At 60.0% G+C, this 19,644-nt stretch carries 16 protein-coding genes; all 16 read right to left on the reverse strand.

Annotated elements, in window-relative coordinates; all coding sequences use genetic code 11:
* Positions 1-6 precede the first annotated feature (6 nt).
* Positions 7-987: a hypothetical protein gene (locus tag LAO20_00340; protein ID MBZ5529851.1), complete on the reverse strand. Its 981-nt coding sequence runs from the start codon at positions 985-987 to the stop codon at positions 7-9.
* A 6-nt stretch (positions 988-993) separates the two neighbouring features.
* Positions 994-2,016, reverse strand: a complete 1,023-nt coding sequence (locus LAO20_00345; GenBank protein MBZ5529852.1) for a hypothetical protein — start codon at positions 2,014-2,016, stop codon at positions 994-996.
* 8 nt (positions 2,017-2,024) lie between these two features.
* Positions 2,025-4,283 carry a putative baseplate assembly protein gene (locus LAO20_00350; GenBank protein ID MBZ5529853.1) on the reverse strand — a complete coding sequence of 753 codons (2,259 nt, stop codon included), beginning with the start codon at positions 4,281-4,283 and terminating at the stop codon, positions 2,025-2,027.
* A gap of 6 nt (positions 4,284-4,289) precedes the next feature.
* Entirely contained in the window at positions 4,290-5,444 is a 1,155-nt protein-coding gene (locus LAO20_00355; protein ID MBZ5529854.1) for a hypothetical protein, read from the reverse strand.
* A 147-nt stretch (positions 5,445-5,591) separates the two neighbouring features.
* Positions 5,592-6,638, reverse strand: a complete 1,047-nt coding sequence (locus tag LAO20_00360) for a putative baseplate assembly protein (protein MBZ5529855.1) — start codon at positions 6,636-6,638, stop codon at positions 5,592-5,594.
* Between the two features lie 2,432 nt (positions 6,639-9,070).
* On the reverse strand, positions 9,071-9,487 hold the full coding sequence (locus LAO20_00365; protein MBZ5529856.1) for a GPW/gp25 family protein: 417 nt from the start codon (positions 9,485-9,487) through the stop codon (positions 9,071-9,073).
* Between the two features lie 4 nt (positions 9,488-9,491).
* Positions 9,492-9,773 (reverse strand): PAAR domain-containing protein, encoded by a 282-nt coding sequence (locus tag LAO20_00370; GenBank protein ID MBZ5529857.1) that lies wholly within the window; start codon positions 9,771-9,773, stop codon positions 9,492-9,494.
* Between the two features lie 11 nt (positions 9,774-9,784).
* Positions 9,785-10,492 (reverse strand): phage baseplate assembly protein V, encoded by a 708-nt coding sequence (locus LAO20_00375; GenBank protein MBZ5529858.1) that lies wholly within the window; start codon positions 10,490-10,492, stop codon positions 9,785-9,787.
* Between the two features lie 15 nt (positions 10,493-10,507).
* Positions 10,508-11,722, reverse strand: a complete 1,215-nt coding sequence (locus LAO20_00380) for a hypothetical protein (protein MBZ5529859.1) — start codon at positions 11,720-11,722, stop codon at positions 10,508-10,510.
* Entirely contained in the window at positions 11,723-12,376 is a 654-nt protein-coding gene (locus LAO20_00385; protein MBZ5529860.1) for a LysM peptidoglycan-binding domain-containing protein, read from the reverse strand.
* 9 nt (positions 12,377-12,385) lie between these two features.
* Entirely contained in the window at positions 12,386-13,246 is an 861-nt protein-coding gene (locus LAO20_00390) for a hypothetical protein (protein ID MBZ5529861.1), read from the reverse strand.
* A 144-nt stretch (positions 13,247-13,390) separates the two neighbouring features.
* Positions 13,391-13,768, reverse strand: a complete 378-nt coding sequence (locus tag LAO20_00395; protein ID MBZ5529862.1) for a phage tail assembly protein — start codon at positions 13,766-13,768, stop codon at positions 13,391-13,393.
* A gap of 98 nt (positions 13,769-13,866) precedes the next feature.
* On the reverse strand, positions 13,867-14,301 hold the full coding sequence (locus LAO20_00400; GenBank protein MBZ5529863.1) for a phage tail protein: 435 nt from the start codon (positions 14,299-14,301) through the stop codon (positions 13,867-13,869).
* 18 nt (positions 14,302-14,319) lie between these two features.
* Complete coding sequence (locus LAO20_00405; GenBank protein ID MBZ5529864.1) at positions 14,320-16,056, reverse strand: phage tail sheath subtilisin-like domain-containing protein; 1,737 nt, start codon at positions 16,054-16,056, stop codon at positions 14,320-14,322.
* 225 nt (positions 16,057-16,281) lie between these two features.
* Positions 16,282-17,121 (reverse strand): Pvc16 family protein, encoded by an 840-nt coding sequence (locus LAO20_00410; GenBank protein MBZ5529865.1) that lies wholly within the window; start codon positions 17,119-17,121, stop codon positions 16,282-16,284.
* Complete coding sequence (locus LAO20_00415; GenBank protein ID MBZ5529866.1) at positions 17,118-19,625, reverse strand: DUF4157 domain-containing protein; 2,508 nt, start codon at positions 19,623-19,625, stop codon at positions 17,118-17,120. The genes LAO20_00410 and LAO20_00415 overlap by 4 nt, the downstream gene beginning before the upstream one ends.
* Between the last annotated feature and the right edge of the window lie 19 nt (positions 19,626-19,644).

The following is a 19,644-nucleotide window of genomic DNA, read 5'->3' on the forward strand; positions in this document are numbered from 1 at the left end:
GCGCTTTTATCCCTCAACTCCCATCCAGGTGACCTTCCAGCCCTCGAAAATGTTCGCCGGCACCGTGAATGGCTGCGGAATTTCACCTCCAGACACGAAAATCTGGGCCGCCGGCACCACTTCCAGTAGGAAGCTCTTGGGCTTTTGCTGGTCGATATCGAGAATTGTGCTCAGGAAAAGTGTTCCGCCGGAACTGTCGGTAATCACCATGTTCCCCAACATTCGCGCTGTGTACGTGGGCGTTCCGGAAAAACTTCCAGAGGTCGTGTCAATGACCGCGGAAAACTTGAAGGGAAGAAACACGAATGAGCTGGAGTCGACTTCAAAAGGAAGGCTCTGCCCGCTCACCAACGGGGTAACCGTCCAGGATGGCGGCACGACTGAACCGCACGCGATCCTGGGCTGCTTCGGCATACGGGCGCTGCGCCGTTGCACGATGGAAATGTCCTGGTTCAGCTTGCAGTTGAACACCTCGGCGCGCGCGAGCACGATGAACAGTCCGCTCTGTATGCTCAGCTTTAAGCGCGCGTCGATCGGCTGATCGTCATCGCCCAGCTCGACCCAGCAGAAAATCGGTCCTTCGCGCAGCCGCACCACTCCCGGCGGCACGTTGCAGATCCCGTCACGCGTCTCTACGGCCTTCAGCTGCGTGTCATCAGGATAGGAAACTGCCAAATCGTAAACCACCGGCGCGCCAAAACCGTTGTCAGCGACGGGTGGGACCTGGAGCACGAAGGTCTGCGTGAGCACGATCTCCCGTCCCAGCGCATCCAGGGCGTATCCGGCGGTGATCGTGACCTGCCGGTCACCACGAAGACCGGACACTGCGAACCCGCTGCCGACCCCGGGCTGGTGCAGGCTCTGATTGTGCAGCCACCGCATCTCCCGGTTCAGGGCTTCCAGGCCTTGCAGGTCGGACGCCATCAGCCTCTGTCCGTTGAAGAACTGGATCCGTTCAAGCGCCTGCGTTTCTCCAATAATCGCCATGTCTCCTCACTTCGTCAATGATGTTTGTTGCAGCAGCTCCAGCAACGTGCAGCTGCAGCGCCCTGCGCCCGGCGGCACAAAGGGCATGGGCCTCGGCATCTGGCACCCGATCCACCAGACGTATAAGCTCTGCTCCCGCGCAAAACGGACAAACGAGGTCGGGTCGTCAATGAACGCGGCTGTCTTGCCCGTGCCCTGGGCCAATGTGCCTAACTCAGGGAACCATATGCGGAATGAAAACGAATCGATGGTCTCGTCGCTGATGCTGGGAAACATTAGCGGCAGGACCAATTGCCGGCGTCCATCCCATACAGGTCCCTGAAGCCAGGCAAAATAACAGGGCGCCTGGCTGAAACCGGCTGGACTGGTGTCAACAATGGTTTGTAAAGCGAAGCCGGTGCCCGGGCCCCCGGAGGTGCTGCCGCTGATGGGCGCGTCTGTCCACGCCTGCCAGGGCGTATGCCCGGGAAGGGTAAATCCGCTGGCAACAATCGGTCCCGCTACCGGCATTGCTCTGGGGACCACAAATGAAGAATCAAAGACCGGGCCGCCGCCCGTATAGTCAAACTTGGCCAGCGGGACGCCGTCCGCCACGCGCCACTGACGCGGATCGATCCACAGGAACTCGACCGCCAGGGCATGGACTCCTCCGGGCCAGCAGTCGGCCGCCGGAGCACATGAACAGTTTTCCGTGGTGCGCGCGCGAAGAACCAGAAGCAAGCTGCTGACACTGGGTGAAGGCGGCGTTTTCGCGATCGGCGTCCATTCCCGCTTTTTCAAAAGCAGCTCACGCCCATAACAGTCATAGGCAAGGCCGGAATCGACGGAAACAGCAATGCCCGTTCCGAACGCTGCCGGCAATGAGACTGCCAGTCCCTGGCTTACGCCGTATACGTTGTGGACAGCCCGGTTGTGCCACCATCTGCGCTCCGCGTCGTAGCTTTCGCCATCGTTCAGGTCGCGCGAACGGAGCGCCTGCCCCTGCCAATAGAGGAACCGTTCCAGATCGAGTTTTTGCGTTTGCGCCATTCTCCGCCTCAGAGTACTTGAATCAGGTGTTTGCCGGGCGTTGTCAGCCATGTCTGCGCCAGGCACACGTTTCCACATTGCGGCTCACAGCAACCCGCCGCGAACAGATCCAATCCTTCAATGTGGTCCACTCCCGGAATGCGGGCGATCACGTTCATGATCTCCGAGCGATAGACATCACGCCCAAACGGCCAGCCGTCGCCATTGGGCCCGCCCGCAAGAGGATCAAGAAAGAGGCCCAGAGCATTCACAATGCTTTGTTGCAACGCTGTCTTGTCGGTCCCGGGGCAAGACTGCACCCTGGCCTGGACCGCGACCTCCAGATATGTTGGCCCGGTAATTTCAATGCGTGTGCCGATCACCCGCCGCCGTTGCAGATATGAGTGCACAGCAACCCGCAACGCCGGACTCGGATAGGGTTTCCCCTGGGGCAGGAACGGCGCCACAATGACCGTGACAACCCCCGGAGCTTTGAAGCATGGAAATGCCGGATGCAGGTTGGCATACGCGGCGACTCTTGCCACCCGCAATCCCGGAATTCCGAGCACGAGTTCCTCATAATCTTCGAGCGTCAGGGCACGGGTAACCGACTGCAGTTCCTGGACCGCGCGTCCTTCGGCATGGGCCAGCGTTTCCGCCGGTAATCCGCCGGTGGCGGGGACCGGGTTCGTAATCGAGACCAGATTCGCCTTGGTTCCGGCCCAGTCGCTCAGGACGACGCGATTGTGCAATGAGTCAGCCAGGGTCTGGACCTTTTGCGCGGCCAGGTTCCCTCCATCTGCTTTAGTGGTCCGATAAGACGCAAACACCAGGCTCTGGTCTGGAGCAACACGGCCCCTGCGTCCATCGCCAAAAGTGATCGTGCCGGACGTTGGATCCAGAAGAAAATGAGAGTCGGCTGCTGTGGACGAGTCGAAGTCTTCGCGCAAGGTCCACCGCCGCCAGCCGTCGGCTTCCAGCGTCGAAATCCGCAGGCTCGATTGCTGCAACGGGCACTCTGGCAAGGTCCAATGCCAGTTTGGCTTGCCATGGCTCATTGCCACGAACACCCCCTCAAGGACCAGTTCTCCGGGCGTGGCAACGGATGGGGCCGCATAGCGAAGCACGCGAAACTTCGGGTCCTGCGGCGCGGCCCCGGTGAAATCGATCGCGATGATCTTTTGTGCGGAATCCACCTTCATCCGGAACTGCGCCTGGTCTCCCGCAGCCACGCTGCCCGTGACCGTTGCGCCTTTTTCCAGCGTGAGTTTGGAAAAAACCGGAACCGCCTGTTCAACCGCAACCGCATTCAAAGCAACCCGACGCAGTTGTGGAGCCTGGTCGTAAGCGCCAGCTTCAAATCTGCAACGCAGGTAATAAAGCGGCGTTTTCACCGGGCCCTTCGCCGTGGCAGTCATGGCCATCGGCACAGAAAAGAGGACTTCTCCGTCCAGGGTGAATGCCCGGGTGCGGTCCTCAACCTGCTTCTTCGGCTGGTCCAGTGTGACCCATTGATCATTGCCCGCCATCGTGGTGAAAAATTCCCAGACTGTACGCACCCCGTAGTGCTGGAGAAGAATTGTTCCATTGCCTTCACTCTGGTTCGCGTGCGTTTCCTTCTTTTCTGGGGCGCATGGATTCACAGGAGGCAGGCAGCCCTTTTCGGCTTGCTCGATCTCCGCAAGGATGGCCTGCCGCTCGACCGGACCTGAATGCTCTCCTGCGAATTGAAAGAAGATCGAAACCGGCGTGTCCAGCGGGAATGCATCCGTCAGGCCAACATAAATCTCCGCGCCGGGTTTCGGATCGACTCCGAAGATGCTGATGGTGTCTCCACGACGCCACGCCGGCGTCGCATCGCGGAAGCCCTTGTCGTCCCTGGTCTGTATAGCGGCAAGCTGTCCAGCGACCACGTTGACCGGTTCGTGGGTCAGGAAGCGCGTGACCTGTCCGAACGGATCTGTGCCGGAGAACTCAACTCCTGCCGGAACGGCCTGCATGGACTCGCCTGCCTTCAAGGTGAAGCACAACTCGGTGGTTGCAGATTGCGGCGGACGAGGAACAATCCCCACCAGGCGCAGGAATTTCAACCGGTGCCGGGCCGGCACCTGGTTGAGTTCGTAGATGTCCATCTCCACCAGGGCGGCAAGCAGTTCCAGGATCGTGATGCCGGGATCATGATAGTTGTGGTCCGTCCACTCCGGACCGTACACAGGAATCAGCGAACGGGCCTCCTCCACCAGGTCAGTCCAGCGACGATCATCCAGATTGGGCAATAATAGCGGCATAATCTCTTAACTGCCGGTGGCGAGCAACTGGCTCACCGTCAGGGTTGAAACCTCCTTCACCAATCTCGCGTAAAGCGGTAAGTCCGCGCCGGTCCCTGCTCCAAACAGGGGTTTCCGGTTGTGCTTGATGAGGAAAAAATCCTCGACAATTTGTGCCTGCTGTTCGCGATTGAAGCTGCTAAAGCCGCCCTTGAGCTCTGCATCCTGCAGCCCCGGCACTCCTCCATAGTCGTAGGTGTCGTCCCCGTGGGTCGGCTTGGCAAATGCGATCTGGGTTATGTATTTGGCTCCCACCCTCTGGTATTGCCACACGTGGACCAGTTCATGAATGAGAACGTTGTCTTCAAGTCCGCCCCATCCGTTGATGGTGTGAAAGCTCGTGTATTCCTGGACGTTTTGTTTTCCCTTGATGGCCTCCAGTCCGGGACCGAGCAGCGCTCTCTCATCGATCCGCGCGAGGCGATAGTCGATGGAATCCCCGAAAACACTCCTCGCCAGGGCCACCTCGCCGGCGCTCATCGCACGCGTGTTGAACTTCAGGAGGTCCATGAATGTTTCATAAATTTCGGCAATCCCGAGATCCAGCGCCTCTACGACGAGCGTGACCAGCCACTCCAAGAAATGGCCCCAGGTGGAGATGTGCCCCAGTGATTTCCACCACTTGAGCGACCATGGCTTGAGCGACTTCACCCCTTCCCATATCGTCATCACCAGCCGCCCCAGCCTTGCCGGCAGGTTCCTCACCCAGTTCACCACCCGCTCAAAAATCCCCAACAGCTTCGTAAACAGTTGCACGCCCAGCCACTTGATGGCGCTCCACACGCCTCTCGCGAATGCGGCAATGCCGTGACCAATCGTGCCGAAAAAGGACCTGTGTTTCCCGCCGGTGCTTCCTTTCTGTTCCTTGCGCTGGAGTTCCATTGCGTGGGCCGGCGTAGCGGCAACGCTTCCGGCCTTGTCTGTTTCCAGCGCGAGAGCATTTGCTCCTGATGCCGTCCCCGAAGTTGTTTCCTGTTGCGCGATGGACTCCAGTTCGTGACTCAGCAGGCCGGGTGCGCCCGCCCCGGTTGCATCATGCATGCCACGTCCAAAGAAGGCGTCCTGCCCCGCGCCTGCGTAATTCCCCAACGCGCGCTGCACGGCCAGAACTTCGCCCGCCATGGCTGTGCTTACTTCCGGCGAGCTCATTTCCGTTCCCGAAAGCCCATGCTCATTGGCGGCCACGGCGGTGGCCGCGGATGAGTCCTGGTCTTCTTCACTATCGTGTTTTCTGAACCATCGCATCAGGTTTGTCGCCACCAGTCACTGCTACTGAGCAACCGCTTCCTTTACATCCAGTTTGATCTCACCTGCTACAACAATGCTCTGCAGTGGTACGTCCACGTGGTCGCCCTGCACATTGCCGTTTACCGCCAGTTGCAGCTCTTCCACGTAGTCAACGCCTTCAACACGAGAGAGCACCGCCGCCAGATCGGAGATAAACACGCCGCGCCCCAGTTCCCAACCCTGCCCGTCCGGCCCGCCCAGCAGGGGATGAAGGAACAGCATCACAGCCGCCAGAGCGCTCTGCTCAACCTGCCCGGCCTGGTCTGCGTTGAGTGGCGTGACCGTGGCCGTCACATCAATGGGAAAATACTGGGCGCCTACGACGTTGATCTGGTGCAGCGCCGCCACATCCGCCGGCGCGTGCGCCTCAATGTACTTGCGCACGTCCTCGCGCAGACCGAAAGACGGGACCGGCCTGGGTTCCTGGCTGTGCGGAATGATCAGCAACGTGATCCAGCCGGGAAGTGGGGGACCGCCGGGCGAATGGCCTGGGATCGCGCGCGCCACGGCCACGCTGGCTGACGCTTCATAGGCCAGCGATTCGTAATCGGATGCGCACAACGCCCGGCCGCGGTTACGGATCGTCAGCGGGGCGCGGCGGCTGAATTCCGGAAGCGTTTCACCGTCTGCCCCGCCCTCGCCGGCGCGAGGATTGGTGACCGACTGCACGCCCGGAACGGCGCCCAGCAGCTGCTTGATTGCACCGGTGGCGACGTTGCCAACCCGCCCGCCGCCGGTCTTGAACAGGCGTCCCAGAATGAGCGCGCCGATGGGAAGCAATTTGCCCAGTACGCCATCGCCGAAGATCACCATGCCTCTTGCGCGATCGAGCGTGTAATGGCGATCTTTGGGGCCGGAGAAGAAAAGGTTGGGCTGATTGGTCCAGCGTACCCAGACTTCAGAAACGCGCTTGCTGCGGTCCCGGCGCAAACGCAAGTTGCCTATCACGATGTCCGTCTGGTCTCCTTCGCGCCCGAGAAGATCCTCAAACTGGGCCACCAGCGCGGGATTGCCGGCGCTCAGCTCCATGGCTATAATTCGCCACTCCACATTGGCCTGCGCACCGGCGAGTTCCCGGACCTCAATCTGCTCTCCCGCAAGCACGGGGATTTCATTGAAAAAGAAAGCTTCATTGGGCGTGCCCAGGGCCGCTCCGAGAGGCTCGTCTCTCATGGTGCGAATCTGCGATGCCCATGTCGCATTCAGAAACAGTCCGTTGACCGTGGCCTGGCCCGGCGGTCCGTCCTCCTTCAGACGCCCGCGCAGCCAGTACAGCGGTGTGCCGAAGCGTGCCATCGCTGCGCTGTCATCCTGGGCGATAAACGCCAGAAGGCCCGGCGACCGGAGAAAACGCGTCTCGTCGTCCATCACGAACTCGCGCCAGCCTGCATCACTCCAGTATTCCCAGACGAGCGCCGGCCCCGACCCGCTGCCGGAGACCTCTGCGATGTCCGCATAGATGCCCATTTCGCTGACCGGCAAGGGCCGGTCAAATCCCAGATACAACGTGGGCGTCACGTCATGGAAGGCCGGTGTGGAGTCGGAAGATCCCGGTGTCACATCATGATTCGGGGTAAACAACGTGAAGGCTTTTCCCGGCCACCGGACATCATCGGTATGGTCTTCATACTGAAAATCGTTGTAGACGAACAATTTGTCTGGAGCGGCGGGGCCGTTCAGCCACGTATAGCCGAGCCGGAAATCGGCAAGCACCGGAGGGGTATTGATGACGTAGGTAAATTTGTTGGTGCCTGTGGTTCCGGTGGCGAAATCGACCTCCTGGGTGTACCCAAATCCACCGCTTACCAGACGGACGCGGATCCAGAGCCCTTCCTGGTTGTTGACCGTGGTCGGCGTCAGATCGATAGGAACGTCAAATACGACGATGTCGGTTTTGTCCAGATCGGCTTCGTCAAATCCGGAGTCGGAGCTGGGCGCCAGCAAGGCCCATTCCGTTCCATTCCAGTATTCCCAGGTAACAATATGGCTCAGTGTGCTAGGAGCGGGTGTTGCGCTGATCTTAATGGAGTCCTGCGGTGCATCGGCGCGCGAGACGTAGGCCCGCACCGTCGCTCCCGGCTTGCTCAGCACCTCATCCTGGTTGAAATAGAAGGTGGCCCCTGGCTGCGGCTGGCGGCCGAAGGGATAGAACGGCTTGCTCACATCGACGGCGGCACCCTCAGCAACGGCTTTGTCCAGGCGCAGGCCCAGGACCTTGATGACGACGTCGAACTCCAGAAACGCCCCGGTACTTTCATACGTATGGTGGACCGTCCCTGCAATATCGAGATAGGAGAGATCTACTTCGAAATCGGGAGTCGCGCCGGCGGGAATTTTTCCGGTCAGATCAAACTGGCAAACCCCATTGGCATCCGTCTTCCCTGTGAGAGGCGCGAACGTGGGATCGTCCCGATTGATGAGCGTCACCGCCACGTCCTGGAGGTTGCTGCCCAGCGGGTCCTGCACAACCACGCCGATTCCTGGCGGAGTTGCAAGACCGGCGCCTGCAGCGGGCGCGGCCAGGTGGGTTACAGACTTGGGCGTGGACACCAAAACCGATTCCAGCACCTGTTGGATCCTGGTTGTGACCCGCACCTTCTCGACCACAGGAAACAGATGAGAAAAATCAGGGACCACCGGCTGGTTGAGCCGTCCGCGGACCCAGAAGTTCTCCACCCCGTTGATGGTGGTAAGCGCGGTCTCAGCGCAGCCGGCCTGCAGATGAATGTTTCCGCTGCGGACAAGGCCGGCGGTCCCGTCCAGCGGCGCTTTTGTGTCATCGAGGCAGGAACTGGTCAACGATTGAAATTCGCGCCAGACCTCACCGTCCCAGTATTCCCAGATGATGTCCAGCGGGCCCGAACTGCCCTGCGCCAGCGTGAACTCCAGGCCTACATCGCTCTTGCCCGCAAACGAAAGCAGTTTTTGGTGCGCGATATAAATAATGTGCGGCATGGTCTGGAGCTGGAGGGCATCGAACAGCACAAAAGGCTTGTTCGCCAGCACCAGGGCCGAATGGTCCAGATACTGGTCGCGTCCGGGCCACAAGCTCACGACCTGTGTCAGTTTGGCGGCGGCAATGCCGGTGGCGCGCTCTGTTTCAAACACCACCTGGTCCGTGCTTCCCGGCGGAGGCGGCGCTGCAACCTGTGTTCCGGCAGGGGCCTGGCTGTCGTTTCCTCCCTGCGTGAGCTGAAATACAATCGGGGCGCGTGCGGCCTGCGCGGGCACCAGGTTCAGTCCCAGTAAATCGAAGAACGCAAGCCTGTTTTTGTCGGGCGCCTGGTTCAGTCGCTTCAAAATCGCCTGCAGGAAGCGCGCGAAAATCGGACCCATGGCCGCGCCGGCGCTCGCGTTGGGCGGGCTCCAATCCGGCACGTAGCCGAGCCGCCGGCTCCAGAATTCCTGGAGCAGATCGTCGGCGCTGCGGCCGTCGAGCGTGATGACGGGCAACCTGCAACTCATAGTGCTGCGCCTTCCTGGAGATAGAATGGATACACAAGGTTCTTGAGCGCATTGGTTGCGCGCACGCGATAGTTGACCTCGATCAGCAATTTGTTGTGTTCCGCGGGATCGGCGTTCACGGTCACCTGCAGCACATCGATCCGCGGCTCCCACTTGATCAGCGATTCCCGGACCCGCGTCATCACGGTTTGCAACGTAGTCTGGTTGATCGGCTCGAAGACAAAATCGTTCAATCCGGCGCCGAAATCCGGCCGCATCACGCGCTCTCCATGATCGGTGCCGAGGATGATTCGAATGGCCTGCTGGATGTCCTCTTCATAGATGGCAGTGGCCGTTCGTCCATCCGCCTCCACACAGACGGGGAAGGACCAGCCCACACCGAGAAACGCTTTTTGCGGATTCGTTGCTTGCATTCCTTTATCCTCCGATCTGCACAGTCGGCATGCCCAGAATGATGGGTGCGCCACATCCGGCTATGTCCATCATTCGCGCTGCCGGCATGCCCCCAATCAGTACAGTGAGGCTTCCTTTTGCGTCCGGGGTCGGCGGATGCGGGCCTGCAGGAGTGGGCATGGAGCACGCGTGGTTTGTCCCGATCACGGCTGCCGGCGTCCCCCCGATCAGGACGGTGGCAACACCGGGGCCGGCCAAAAGGCCGGGGTGAGCTGTTGGGTCTGTGGTACGTGCTGCTGGCGGCATTTGTTCTCTCCTTATGAATTGAGTCGCAAAGGCATACCCTGCAATGCGCACGGGCCCGTGCTTTGAACGTTGACGTTGGCTGTCGCGGTCATGTTGATCTGTGCGGCATCCAGCGTGATCTGCCCGGCGGGCGCCTTCAGCGCTATGTTGCCGGCCGTCGCCTGAATCGTGATTGCCGGCGGCGGCCCCAGGTCCATACTGATCTTCATGGTCCCCTGGTTGGCCGTGATCTCGATCTTCTTTGGGTCCATCACAATCTGCTGCGGCTGGAGCCCTGGCGCCGTGCTGGTCTTGATGGTGATGGACTGAAGCGCATCGTCGAACTCCACCGTGTGGCCGGTTGCCGGTGAGTCTTTCTTGCCTGTCTGGATCACGCGTTTCAAAATCTGCTGGGCAAAATCCGGCACCGGCGGTCTCGTCGTCATGCTCCACATTCCGCCCAGAACGTAGGCATCGCGCTCATCATTCTGGTTGAAAGCCACCAGCACCTCGTCGCCGATCTCCGGGACCCAAAAGAAGCCCCGTGAAGAGCCCCCTCCCAGACCCACGACTCTGGCCAGTGGATCGAAGGCCGGGCACGAGGGAACGTGGACCTCCACTCTTCCTTCGGAAAGAATGTTTATGTTGTCCTTGACAATCCCCGGCGCGATCGAATATCCCTCGGCGCGATGTTTTGTCGCGTCCACGCCTGAAACCCATTCCAGAAAACTGTTTGCCATTGCCTGCGTTTTCTCCTAAAAAATTCTTTGTCCCTGGACCCGGAACAAGCCGGACGCGCCTTTGGGCAGCGGGATGGAGCCGAACCAGACTTCCTTCCGCACCTGAAAATTGGTGCGATACCCCGAGCTGTCGAGCGTGTTCGTGACCGAGGTCACACGGTAAAGGCCGCTGAAGGTGTCCCCCAGGCCGTCAAAGTTGACCACCATGCCCGGCTTGATCGCAGGATTGCCGATGGTGCTGCCCGAGCCGGTAAGGCGGTTATTCAATCGCGGCAGCAATTCGCTCAGAATTTCCTGTAACGCGCGGGGAAAACCCGTCGGCTTGATGGAAATTGTCTTGGAGGCTTTTCCACCCAGGAGGGGACCCAAATCTCCCAGTCCCGGATAGATCGCGAGGTTGAATGCCGCACGATCGAAGTCCCAGGAGACGACGATCACAAACTCCATCTGCAGGCTTGCCACCCAGACCCGGGCTGTGACCCCGAAAATATCTCCTACGGTCGTGAGCCGCGGCGTAAACTCCAGCAGCGACTGTCCCCATTTCAAGTTCAGGCTGGCAGAGTAGTCCTGCACCAGGAACTGAAAGCGCAGGACGTACCCTTTCGGGTCCAGCGAATGGTCGATATACATCTCCCAGCCATTCGACTTGGAAATTTCACTTAAGAAATCGAAATCGCTTTCACGCAGCTGCCGCCGTACGCTGTACTGCGCCTCTTGCGGGGCCACCAGGTACGTCGCCAGCGTCATCAGGATAGAAAGCGCGCCGCCAACCGGATCAGGATATGGAATCAGGAGATTGCTTGCCGCCACGATCGAGTTCACAGCAACGTCCGGCAGCGGGAAGACCGCAGTCTTGGTGACCTTGAAATAAAAGGCGCGGTCGACTTTGCCGTGCGTAAGCCGCTGCAGGAAATCATGCGCTGTCACTTTCAGGGTCGGTATTCCGCTGCTGGGGAATGTCGGTTCCACCGCGGTAATCTCGCCGACAAAGACATCTTCCAGCGGGTCCGGCGCGTATCCGAGAGAAAGCTTCAGCCCTTTGTCGACGGCAAGCAAGGGATCATCCAGGAACCGCAGGTCCGGATTGGCGAAGGTAATCTCCACGCTGTCCGACCCCTGCATGGCGCTCTGATGGGTCACGCCCGTAATGGAGGCCTTCATGGCCGTTGGCAGGGGCGAACCGTCTACCTCGAGCTTGAACTGCGGCGCGTATTGGGGATATTTGGCCATCTATTTCATCAACTCCCCGGAATTTGGGTCGCGAAATGGCAATGAAGGAATGCGCAGCGGCTGGCCTACAAAGACGGACCTGGGGTCCTGCAGACCGTTGGCCAGGGCAATCGGGCGCCATAGCGTGGCATCCTCGTACAACTTTCCGGCAAGCGAGCTGAGGGTCTCTCCCTGCTCCACGATGTGGACCTTGCTGTAGTCGGCGGTCTGCAGGTTGTCCTGTTGGGCCTGCGTGGCGGCATCCACAAACTCGTTGAAGGTCACGCTCACGCGCGCGCGTACCGGCGTGCCGTCTTCCTGGAATTTGATGAATTTCTGATTGGCCCGCGCCAGCACGCAGCGGAATTGCAGCGACGCCCAGGTAACGCGCAGCACCGGAGGCGCATGCAGATTGGAATCGATCTGCATCAGGCTGACGATCTTCTGCGTCTCAAGCCGCACGTCCGTATGGGCATCCACGGTATCGAAGAACAGCTCCATCTCCAGCGTGCGCATGTTGCCGTGAACGAACTGCAGGATGGGCGCTCCGAGGCCGGGCACCGCCTGCGAGGCAAATGTGTTGTCCGTGTTGATCGTGTACTCTTCCGGGTTAAAGAGCACGTCAAACTGCGGACCTGCCGGGTCGATCGTGATTTTTGCCTTTTGCAGTGCCATCTTAAGACCTCAGATCCTTCCCAGCCTTTCCCGCCAGGCCACCATCCGGCGGTCCAACTGCCGGACGACCTCGTCAGTGATCTGGTTTACGTTGACTTGTGAAGCAACTCCCCGCGGGGCTGGGAAGGGATCGACATACGATTGCGCGTTTCTGCCGGCCGGCATCGGCTCCGGCGAAAATGTCTGCGCCGGCTGCGGCGCCGCAGCCGCTCTGGTCAAAGTCGGGCTTGCGCCGAACGCCGCCTCTTCTCGGCGTTGCTTGCTGCTCCTCACATAACTGAGCGGACTTGCGGAAATTTGCTGCAGCGGCCGTTCGCCGGTCGCCGCAAGCCGCTGGCGGATGCGGGCGCTCTGCAAGACCACCGGTTCCTGCAAGGGCCATGCGAAACGCGCGCTGCGCGCCGCAGGATGCCAGGTTGCTTGCCAATGCATGCCCGGTTTGGACATCAGGGCGATGCCGGCATTGTGGGCCAGGGTCGGAGCCGCGCCCAGGAACCGTTCGACGACCGACTCACTCCCTGACGGCGTCAACGGAACGGCCTGCCGGCGGTCCATGGTTTGCTGAGGTCGCGACGACAGGCCCCAACGCACCGTGGCATGCACCGTCAGCGCGGACAAGTTCACCTGCGGCAGCAGTTGCCTCAGCATCAACAGATAACTGTTGTGGTGGACCGGGCGCGCGAATACCGTGATCGGCCCGCCGTCGCGGCGGGCGGTCGTGGCATACCTGCTTGTGACCCCGGAGGCCCATCGCGACCAGCGGAGAGCCGGCGCCCGCCACCCGGAGCGCTCATACCGCGCAAGCAGCGCTCCGGAAATCAGGTCCGGCCGTTCTGTTTTATGCGAGTCTCGTCTCTTCAACTCTGGCATTTGTGCACTCGCTGTTTCTCCGCTCGTTGATCGAGGAAATTTCTTTGACCCACCGCTGACGGTCTCCGTGTTCCAGGTTCAGCACCGATTCCATCGGCCAGTGGAAGTGATAGGCAACGAAGGCTACCTCCTCGTACAGAGATTTCAAGGGGTAGCCTGATATCCCCCCTCGTGGTTCATCTCCACTTCGAACTTGTGCGTACATTGCGGACAGACCGCAGGCAGGCTTGCCCGGCCGTTGCGATTGATGCGGTTGTAGAGCTCCTGCAGATACGCAAGGTCGGCTGCATAGAGAGACTCGACTACCTTGGTTGTCGTCTGCCCCAGCGATCCGAGCCGGGTGATGACACGCGACAGCAGCACCACCACCAGGTAGGCCTGGTTCGTCTGCACCCTGGGGTCCTTCAACGGCAGAATCTCATCCGCGGCCGTGGCCAGCCGCATGACGCCATTCCGATGCAGATTGCCTTCAGTATCCAGATAGCCCAGGGGCAGTGTGAATTCATGTTCAGTCTGAAACATATGGGTCCTCCTTTGCTCCAAGCGCTGCATTGCCGTCGTTTTCTTTCGGGCCGGACAACATCATGGCCGCGACTGGAGTCATCGCGCCCGGCGCAGGCCTATGCCTGCTCCAGCCGCTCGCAGCTCACCGTGAGATTGTCAATCGCCACGTCATTGCCCTTGGCATTAAAGTCCGGGCCGTGGAATTTGCTCGGCCAGGCGTTGAAGAAATTCCATCGCAGCTTCTCTGTGCCGGTGTCATCCAGCAGGATGATGGAGCCGTTTTTTCTCTGGATCTGGCCCTTGACCGCGGCCAGATGCCAGTCGTAGAGCTCACGTGAATCGGTCACACCCCACTTCAGAGTGATGTCGGGATAGCTCACCTTCCCGGGGAGCTTCATTACCGTGGGATCGTTTCCGCCTTCGCGATACTCCACAACTTCAAGGTTGGACCCGAAGCCGCTGCACTCGGAGAAACCGGCTTGTACAATGCCGTCAATCTCCACGAGGAAACGAAAATTCTTGTAAGGATCGACTCGCTGTCCTGTTGCCATTTGATTCTTCCTCCTCTTTTATCCTTCCTGGACGCTCGGGCCGCCCGGCTGCTGGATGATGCGGAAGACCACGAACTCAGCCGGCGTGACCGGATAGATTTTTACTTCGATGACCAGCAGCCCAAGGGCCACCTGGCTGGGCGGATTCAACTCGGCGTCGACGCGGACTGAAAAGGCCTTGTCCGGGGTCGCGCCGACCAGGGCGCCGGAGCGCCATACTCCGGTCAGGAAGTCTGAAACCTGGCGTTTCAATTTCTGCCACAGCGGCAGATCGTTGGGTTCGAAGACGGCAAATTGCGTGCCCTTCTGGATGGATTCCTCGACAAAGGTCACGAGCCGCCGGACATTGACATAACGCCACGCGGTAATGCTTGCCGGGGCGACAGTGCGGGCGCCCCAAATGATCACGCCACGCCCCTTGAATACGCGCAGCACATTCACGCCTTGTTCGTTGAGAGGTCCCTGATCGAAGTCGTTCAGTGTGAGTTCCACTCCACGCGCTCCGGTGATTTTCACGTTGGCGGGCGCTTTATGGACGCCGCGGTCGTTGTCCGTCTGCGCGTACACCCCGGCCACGTGTCCTGACGGCGGGACCAGCAACTGCCCGTCGCCGGAAGGATCATCGATGTAAATCCAGGGATAGTAGAGCGCGGCGTACCCGTTGTCCGTGCTCAAATTGTTGCGCTGCGTAACCACGCCGTTGGAAGGTTGCGCTTTGGGTATGGAATCGATGATCGCAAAGCGGTCCTTCATCTTCTGGCAATGGTCGATCATGTACTGCTGGATCGAGGCCTGAATGGTGTTGTCGGCGCTGGCATCAGGGACGCAAAGGATGTTGACATCGTCGATCTTCTCCAGCGCGTCGATCCCCTTGCGATATTGGTTTGCATGCAGGGCGGTCAGATCTTCATCCACCCCGTTGGCCAGTGTCGTGGGTCCACCGGCCACTGGCATGTTGTTGGGTGGATTCGTGGGGCTGGGCGGATCGGTCAATTGCACCGTCACCGCTTGCGAGTCAACAATCTTGGCGAAATAGTGGCTGTGGCGCTTGTCCATGGCCAGCTTCAGGAATTGCTCTACGCTGACGCCCGGGGTATCGATCTTGAGGTCGAACTCCAGAGTGGCCACGGTGATATCGGCCGCGCTGTTGGGAAAGCCATTAACCAACGCCTTGGATAGGACCAGCAGCTTCGCCGCGCGCTGCACGGACTGGACGATGGCGTTTTCCTTGGTGCCGCCCAGCGTCAAGCTGATGTAGGAGCCGGGTTCGATTCCGGTGGCATCATCCACGCGCACGGTGGTCTGCCCGGGATTGAGATCGGCCACTCGGATCGTGCCCGCATTGGTATAGGTATTGGCGAGCGGGTCTTGGAGCGTGATGTTGACATCGTCAATGCGCGCGATCGTGGCGCGATCGCTGTTGGCGCCTTCTTGCAGAAATACAATATCTCCGGGAACGAATTTCGCCGCGTCCGCCGCCGAACCAACAACAGCCACAAGGGCGGAAGCGCTGGCCAAGGAGACCGAGACCCGGGAGACCTTCGTATTGGCGATGCTCGAATCGCTGACAGTGATCTTGATGGCATTGCCGGCGGTTCCTTCATTCACGGCCTGCACCCGGAGCGTCGGCTTGGGGGTGGCCGCACGATCGTTCAGATCTAGCCATGCCTGCACCCCGGTCCCGACGCGCACGAAGTAGCACGCTGATCCGCCGTTCTCGAAAAATCCGCTCACGGCGTGAGTCACGTACACCATTTTGGGATCGGTGATGTAGCCGCCAAACTTGTTCTGGAACTGGGTCCAGTTGGTGAGGAAGACCGGTTTGAACAGGTCTCCGCTTTCTGCTGGTCCTACGAACGCGGCTGTACTGGTTCCAACGCCAGCTATCGGTCCGGGCGGTGTTTCTTCCTGGATGTAAACACCCGGGGCTTTATTAAATGCGACAAAGCTTGACATTCCATCCTCCTTCGGAAACTTTGGTTACAGTGGCGTGAGAGATACGTCGTAATCTCCCGGGCGGCCCGGCACCTGCAGGACCGTATTCAAAAATGGCTGAAACCCTGTTGCAACAACACGCAATGTGTGCACACCCACATCCACGTGCGAGAACACAAAATGACCATCCTCATCGGTGGTCGTGCGCTGCCCCAGATCGAGCAGGTCCACCAAAGCTCCGGAGACGCGCGCACCCAGATTGCTCTTGACGTTTCCTCCGATCTGCATCCAGTTCTCGGGATTTTCCTGCCCCTGGGCAACCGACGAAGTCGCCGTCGTGACCAGGGACTTGGTGACGTCGGCAAATACCGGCACGCCAATCGTGACCGTGATGGTCAGCGAGGCGCGGAGCTTGTTGCCCACGGAGGTCCAGAACTCGGAGAGGTTCTTAAGCGCATCCGGATGGAGGGCGACCATCGGCAATGGGGGTTCCTGGCCCACCAGGTCGCCTTGGAGGAACGACGCCGGAATCGTGGGGTAGCGGGACAGCACTCGCAGCACCTGCCCCAGGAGCCGGTGCTCCTGCAGCGCCAGGTCCAGTCCGCCCAGCGGCCATGCGGTGACGAGGTAAGAACACGCAAGCCGCAATGGCGGAGCATGGACAATCGCCTGCCCGTTCGTGCGTTCGATGATCGGCTCATTGCTCCGCAAATCCAGGTCTTCCCGCAGGTCGTACAGGAAGAGGTCGACAGTCGTCCGCTTGATGGCGAAGGGATCAGTCGGGCGGTCAAACACGATGTCCGCCGCAGACAGCTCCGGGAAGTCCGCCGCCAATGCCGGATCCTGCAGGATCGCCCGTAATGTTTGACTCAATGTGTCGATCATCGCCAGTCACTCTTTTCCCTTGGGTTCCTCGCCCGCGGGTGCATGGCAGCAGCTCTGCTCAACGCAAGAACCTGGGCCAGTTCAGGAGCCAGAACTGTCTTTCGTTGAAACACGGGATTGGACGGGGCCGGTTCGTCCGTCCTCGTTGCTTCTCCGTGCAGGCCCAGACGTTCCGCGCAGGTCTTCCGCACCAGATAGACCGTCGGGGCAATAAGGCCAAGGCGCACCAATCTTCGAGCCATGGGGTGAAGAGTCAGCCAGCCCGCAACGGGCGGAGAGAGCCGGTAGTAAGCCGCGACAAACAATCGTCCTGCCCGCGTGGGCGCCAGGACTCGATCGCGGAAGCGGCGCAAGGTCTCCACCTCCGGCGCAAGCAACGACCCATAACACGCAGTGGCGATGAAGCACACCACAGCCCCAATGCACTCCCCGACGTCCGGTTCCTTTTCAAACTCTTTGGCAATTTCCCCCGCCTTGGGCGCCTCAAAAGAGAACTCCACGGTTTGCTCGAACAATGGGTTGTTGCTTATGAAGGACTTGTCACGTCCAAGGGCTCCGCAAGACTCACATCGCGTAAGCTTGCCGACGCTCTCTTTCACCGGCTTGTCTGAAACTGTCGCTCCGCCAAGGTCCACGTCATAGAATTCCAGGTCAAAAATCGACTCAGGCGGAGTCTCCTCGGTAAAGGGGATATGGAAGCGACCCGACGTGTCTTCAAAGCTGACCTTGAGAGTTACGTTGACATAGGTCTTCTTGCCGGCCTTCTCCAGGTCACGCAGTCTCCCGAGATAGCAGGATTTGACGATGCGTCCAATTTGCTTGGCTTCGGAGATTTCAAACTTTTTTCTGATCTGTTCCTGCATCCGCTTGCGCCGGTCTTTTTCCAGGTCCATCATCCATTGATTGATCTGCGTCTGGAATTTCTCGATTTTCGGCGCGACCACCAGTTCCCATACGACGACGCCCACCAGCATCATGATCTCCATCGCAATGTTCCCTACCGCGCCCAGCGCGCGCGCTGCCACCGTCTCTTCTTCAGCGGCGGCAACCACGCCGGTTCCGGCCAGCGATTTAGGCGACATCTTGGGAGTTGGGGGCTCCACGACCTTCGGCAGCACCGGAGATTTTTCCGCAAGGGCCTCTTCCACTGTTGGAGTCACCACTTTGGGCGGGGGAGTATTGATCCCGGCTTTAGGAAGAGCACCGGCGCCTTCGGCTTCAAGAGCGCCCACAGGGCCGGCGGGCGGCAGCTGAGCGCTGCGGTAGATTCCAGTTGTCTCCGGGTCAACGATGGTCAGCTTGGATTTCGGCGGGAGCGCGGTGCTTATATTAGGCGTGCCAGGGCGTGGCGCGTCGGCTGGGAATTCTCCCTTGATCGGGTCCCAGCGTCTTGTAGCGTCACATGCACCTTCACATGGGGCTTCTTCAATAAGCAGTGTGGCCTCTGGGATCTTTCGCTGGTGCATGATGGCGGCAGCATGGCCTTCCACGTGAGTTGAAATGTTTCCCTGGTGAGGCCCCCCGCCCGTGAAGGCTTCCCCTGCACCACGGGGAATGCTGCCGCGTTGGGTGCCGCCCCACGGGCCTCCATCTTCACCGCTCTTGACGTACATCTTTTCGCCGTCCGGCGTCTTAAGAACACCAACGATGGTGGGCTGGGCCTTTGTGGGCCTGTCCGGGAGGTTGAAAAACTTTCGCGCTTTTCTGATCTCCGCCCAGTCTTCCTCAGTAAGTCCCGCGGTTCGAGGCTTAGGGGGATCGGGAAAGCCGCGATGAACCCCCGGGGCGGTGTGAGACAAGTGCGGCATTGCGGCCCCGGACAAAGCCCGCTGTGCCGCAGAATCAGCTTCGCGCTCGGAGGCATCGCCGGGCTGGCTTATCTCCAGCAACTCGGTTCTCGACCCGGAAACCCGTCCCTGCTGAACGGTATGCGCAAGCTCGTGAGCTATCAGATGCCGGCCGCTCTCCGTACCGGGTGAATATTTGCCCTGTCCGAACGCAATGTCCCGGCCGACGGCGAAAGCCGACGCTGACACATCGTGCACAGCTTTATCGGCAGTCGAGTCAGTGTGGACTCGCACATCGCCGAAGTCATGAGCAAAACTGGACTCCATGAATGTCCGGGTAGACAGGTCAAGGGGTTCTCCTGGAGAGCGCAGAAGCGACTGGACGCTCGCCGGAGTCGGCGAGACTTGAGGGCCGGAGCCTGAAGCTCCTTCCGCATTGCGATGCAACAGAACCTGTTCTTCCTTTGACGCTGCGCAGGCGGAGCAGGGAGTTCCACTGTCTTCACAGGCGCACTTGCGCTGCAGCTTGAGGCCATTTCCTTCTCCTCCATGCAGGCATTTTCCCAAAGCCTGATTACCCATCATGCGCTGCAGCCGCATCATGGACGTGGCAAGGCCTTCCGCCCGCGGTCCATTGACCGCTACGGGCGCCACAGCCGAGGCGCTGTGTGCCGCGCTTTCCTTCGCGCTCCTTTGAACTGTTACGGCCTCGCCCACGGAAACTCCTTAGTTCTTG

The organism is Terriglobia bacterium (assembly GCA_020072815.1).
Taxonomy (GTDB): domain Bacteria; phylum Acidobacteriota; class Terriglobia; order Terriglobales; family Acidobacteriaceae; genus Angelobacter.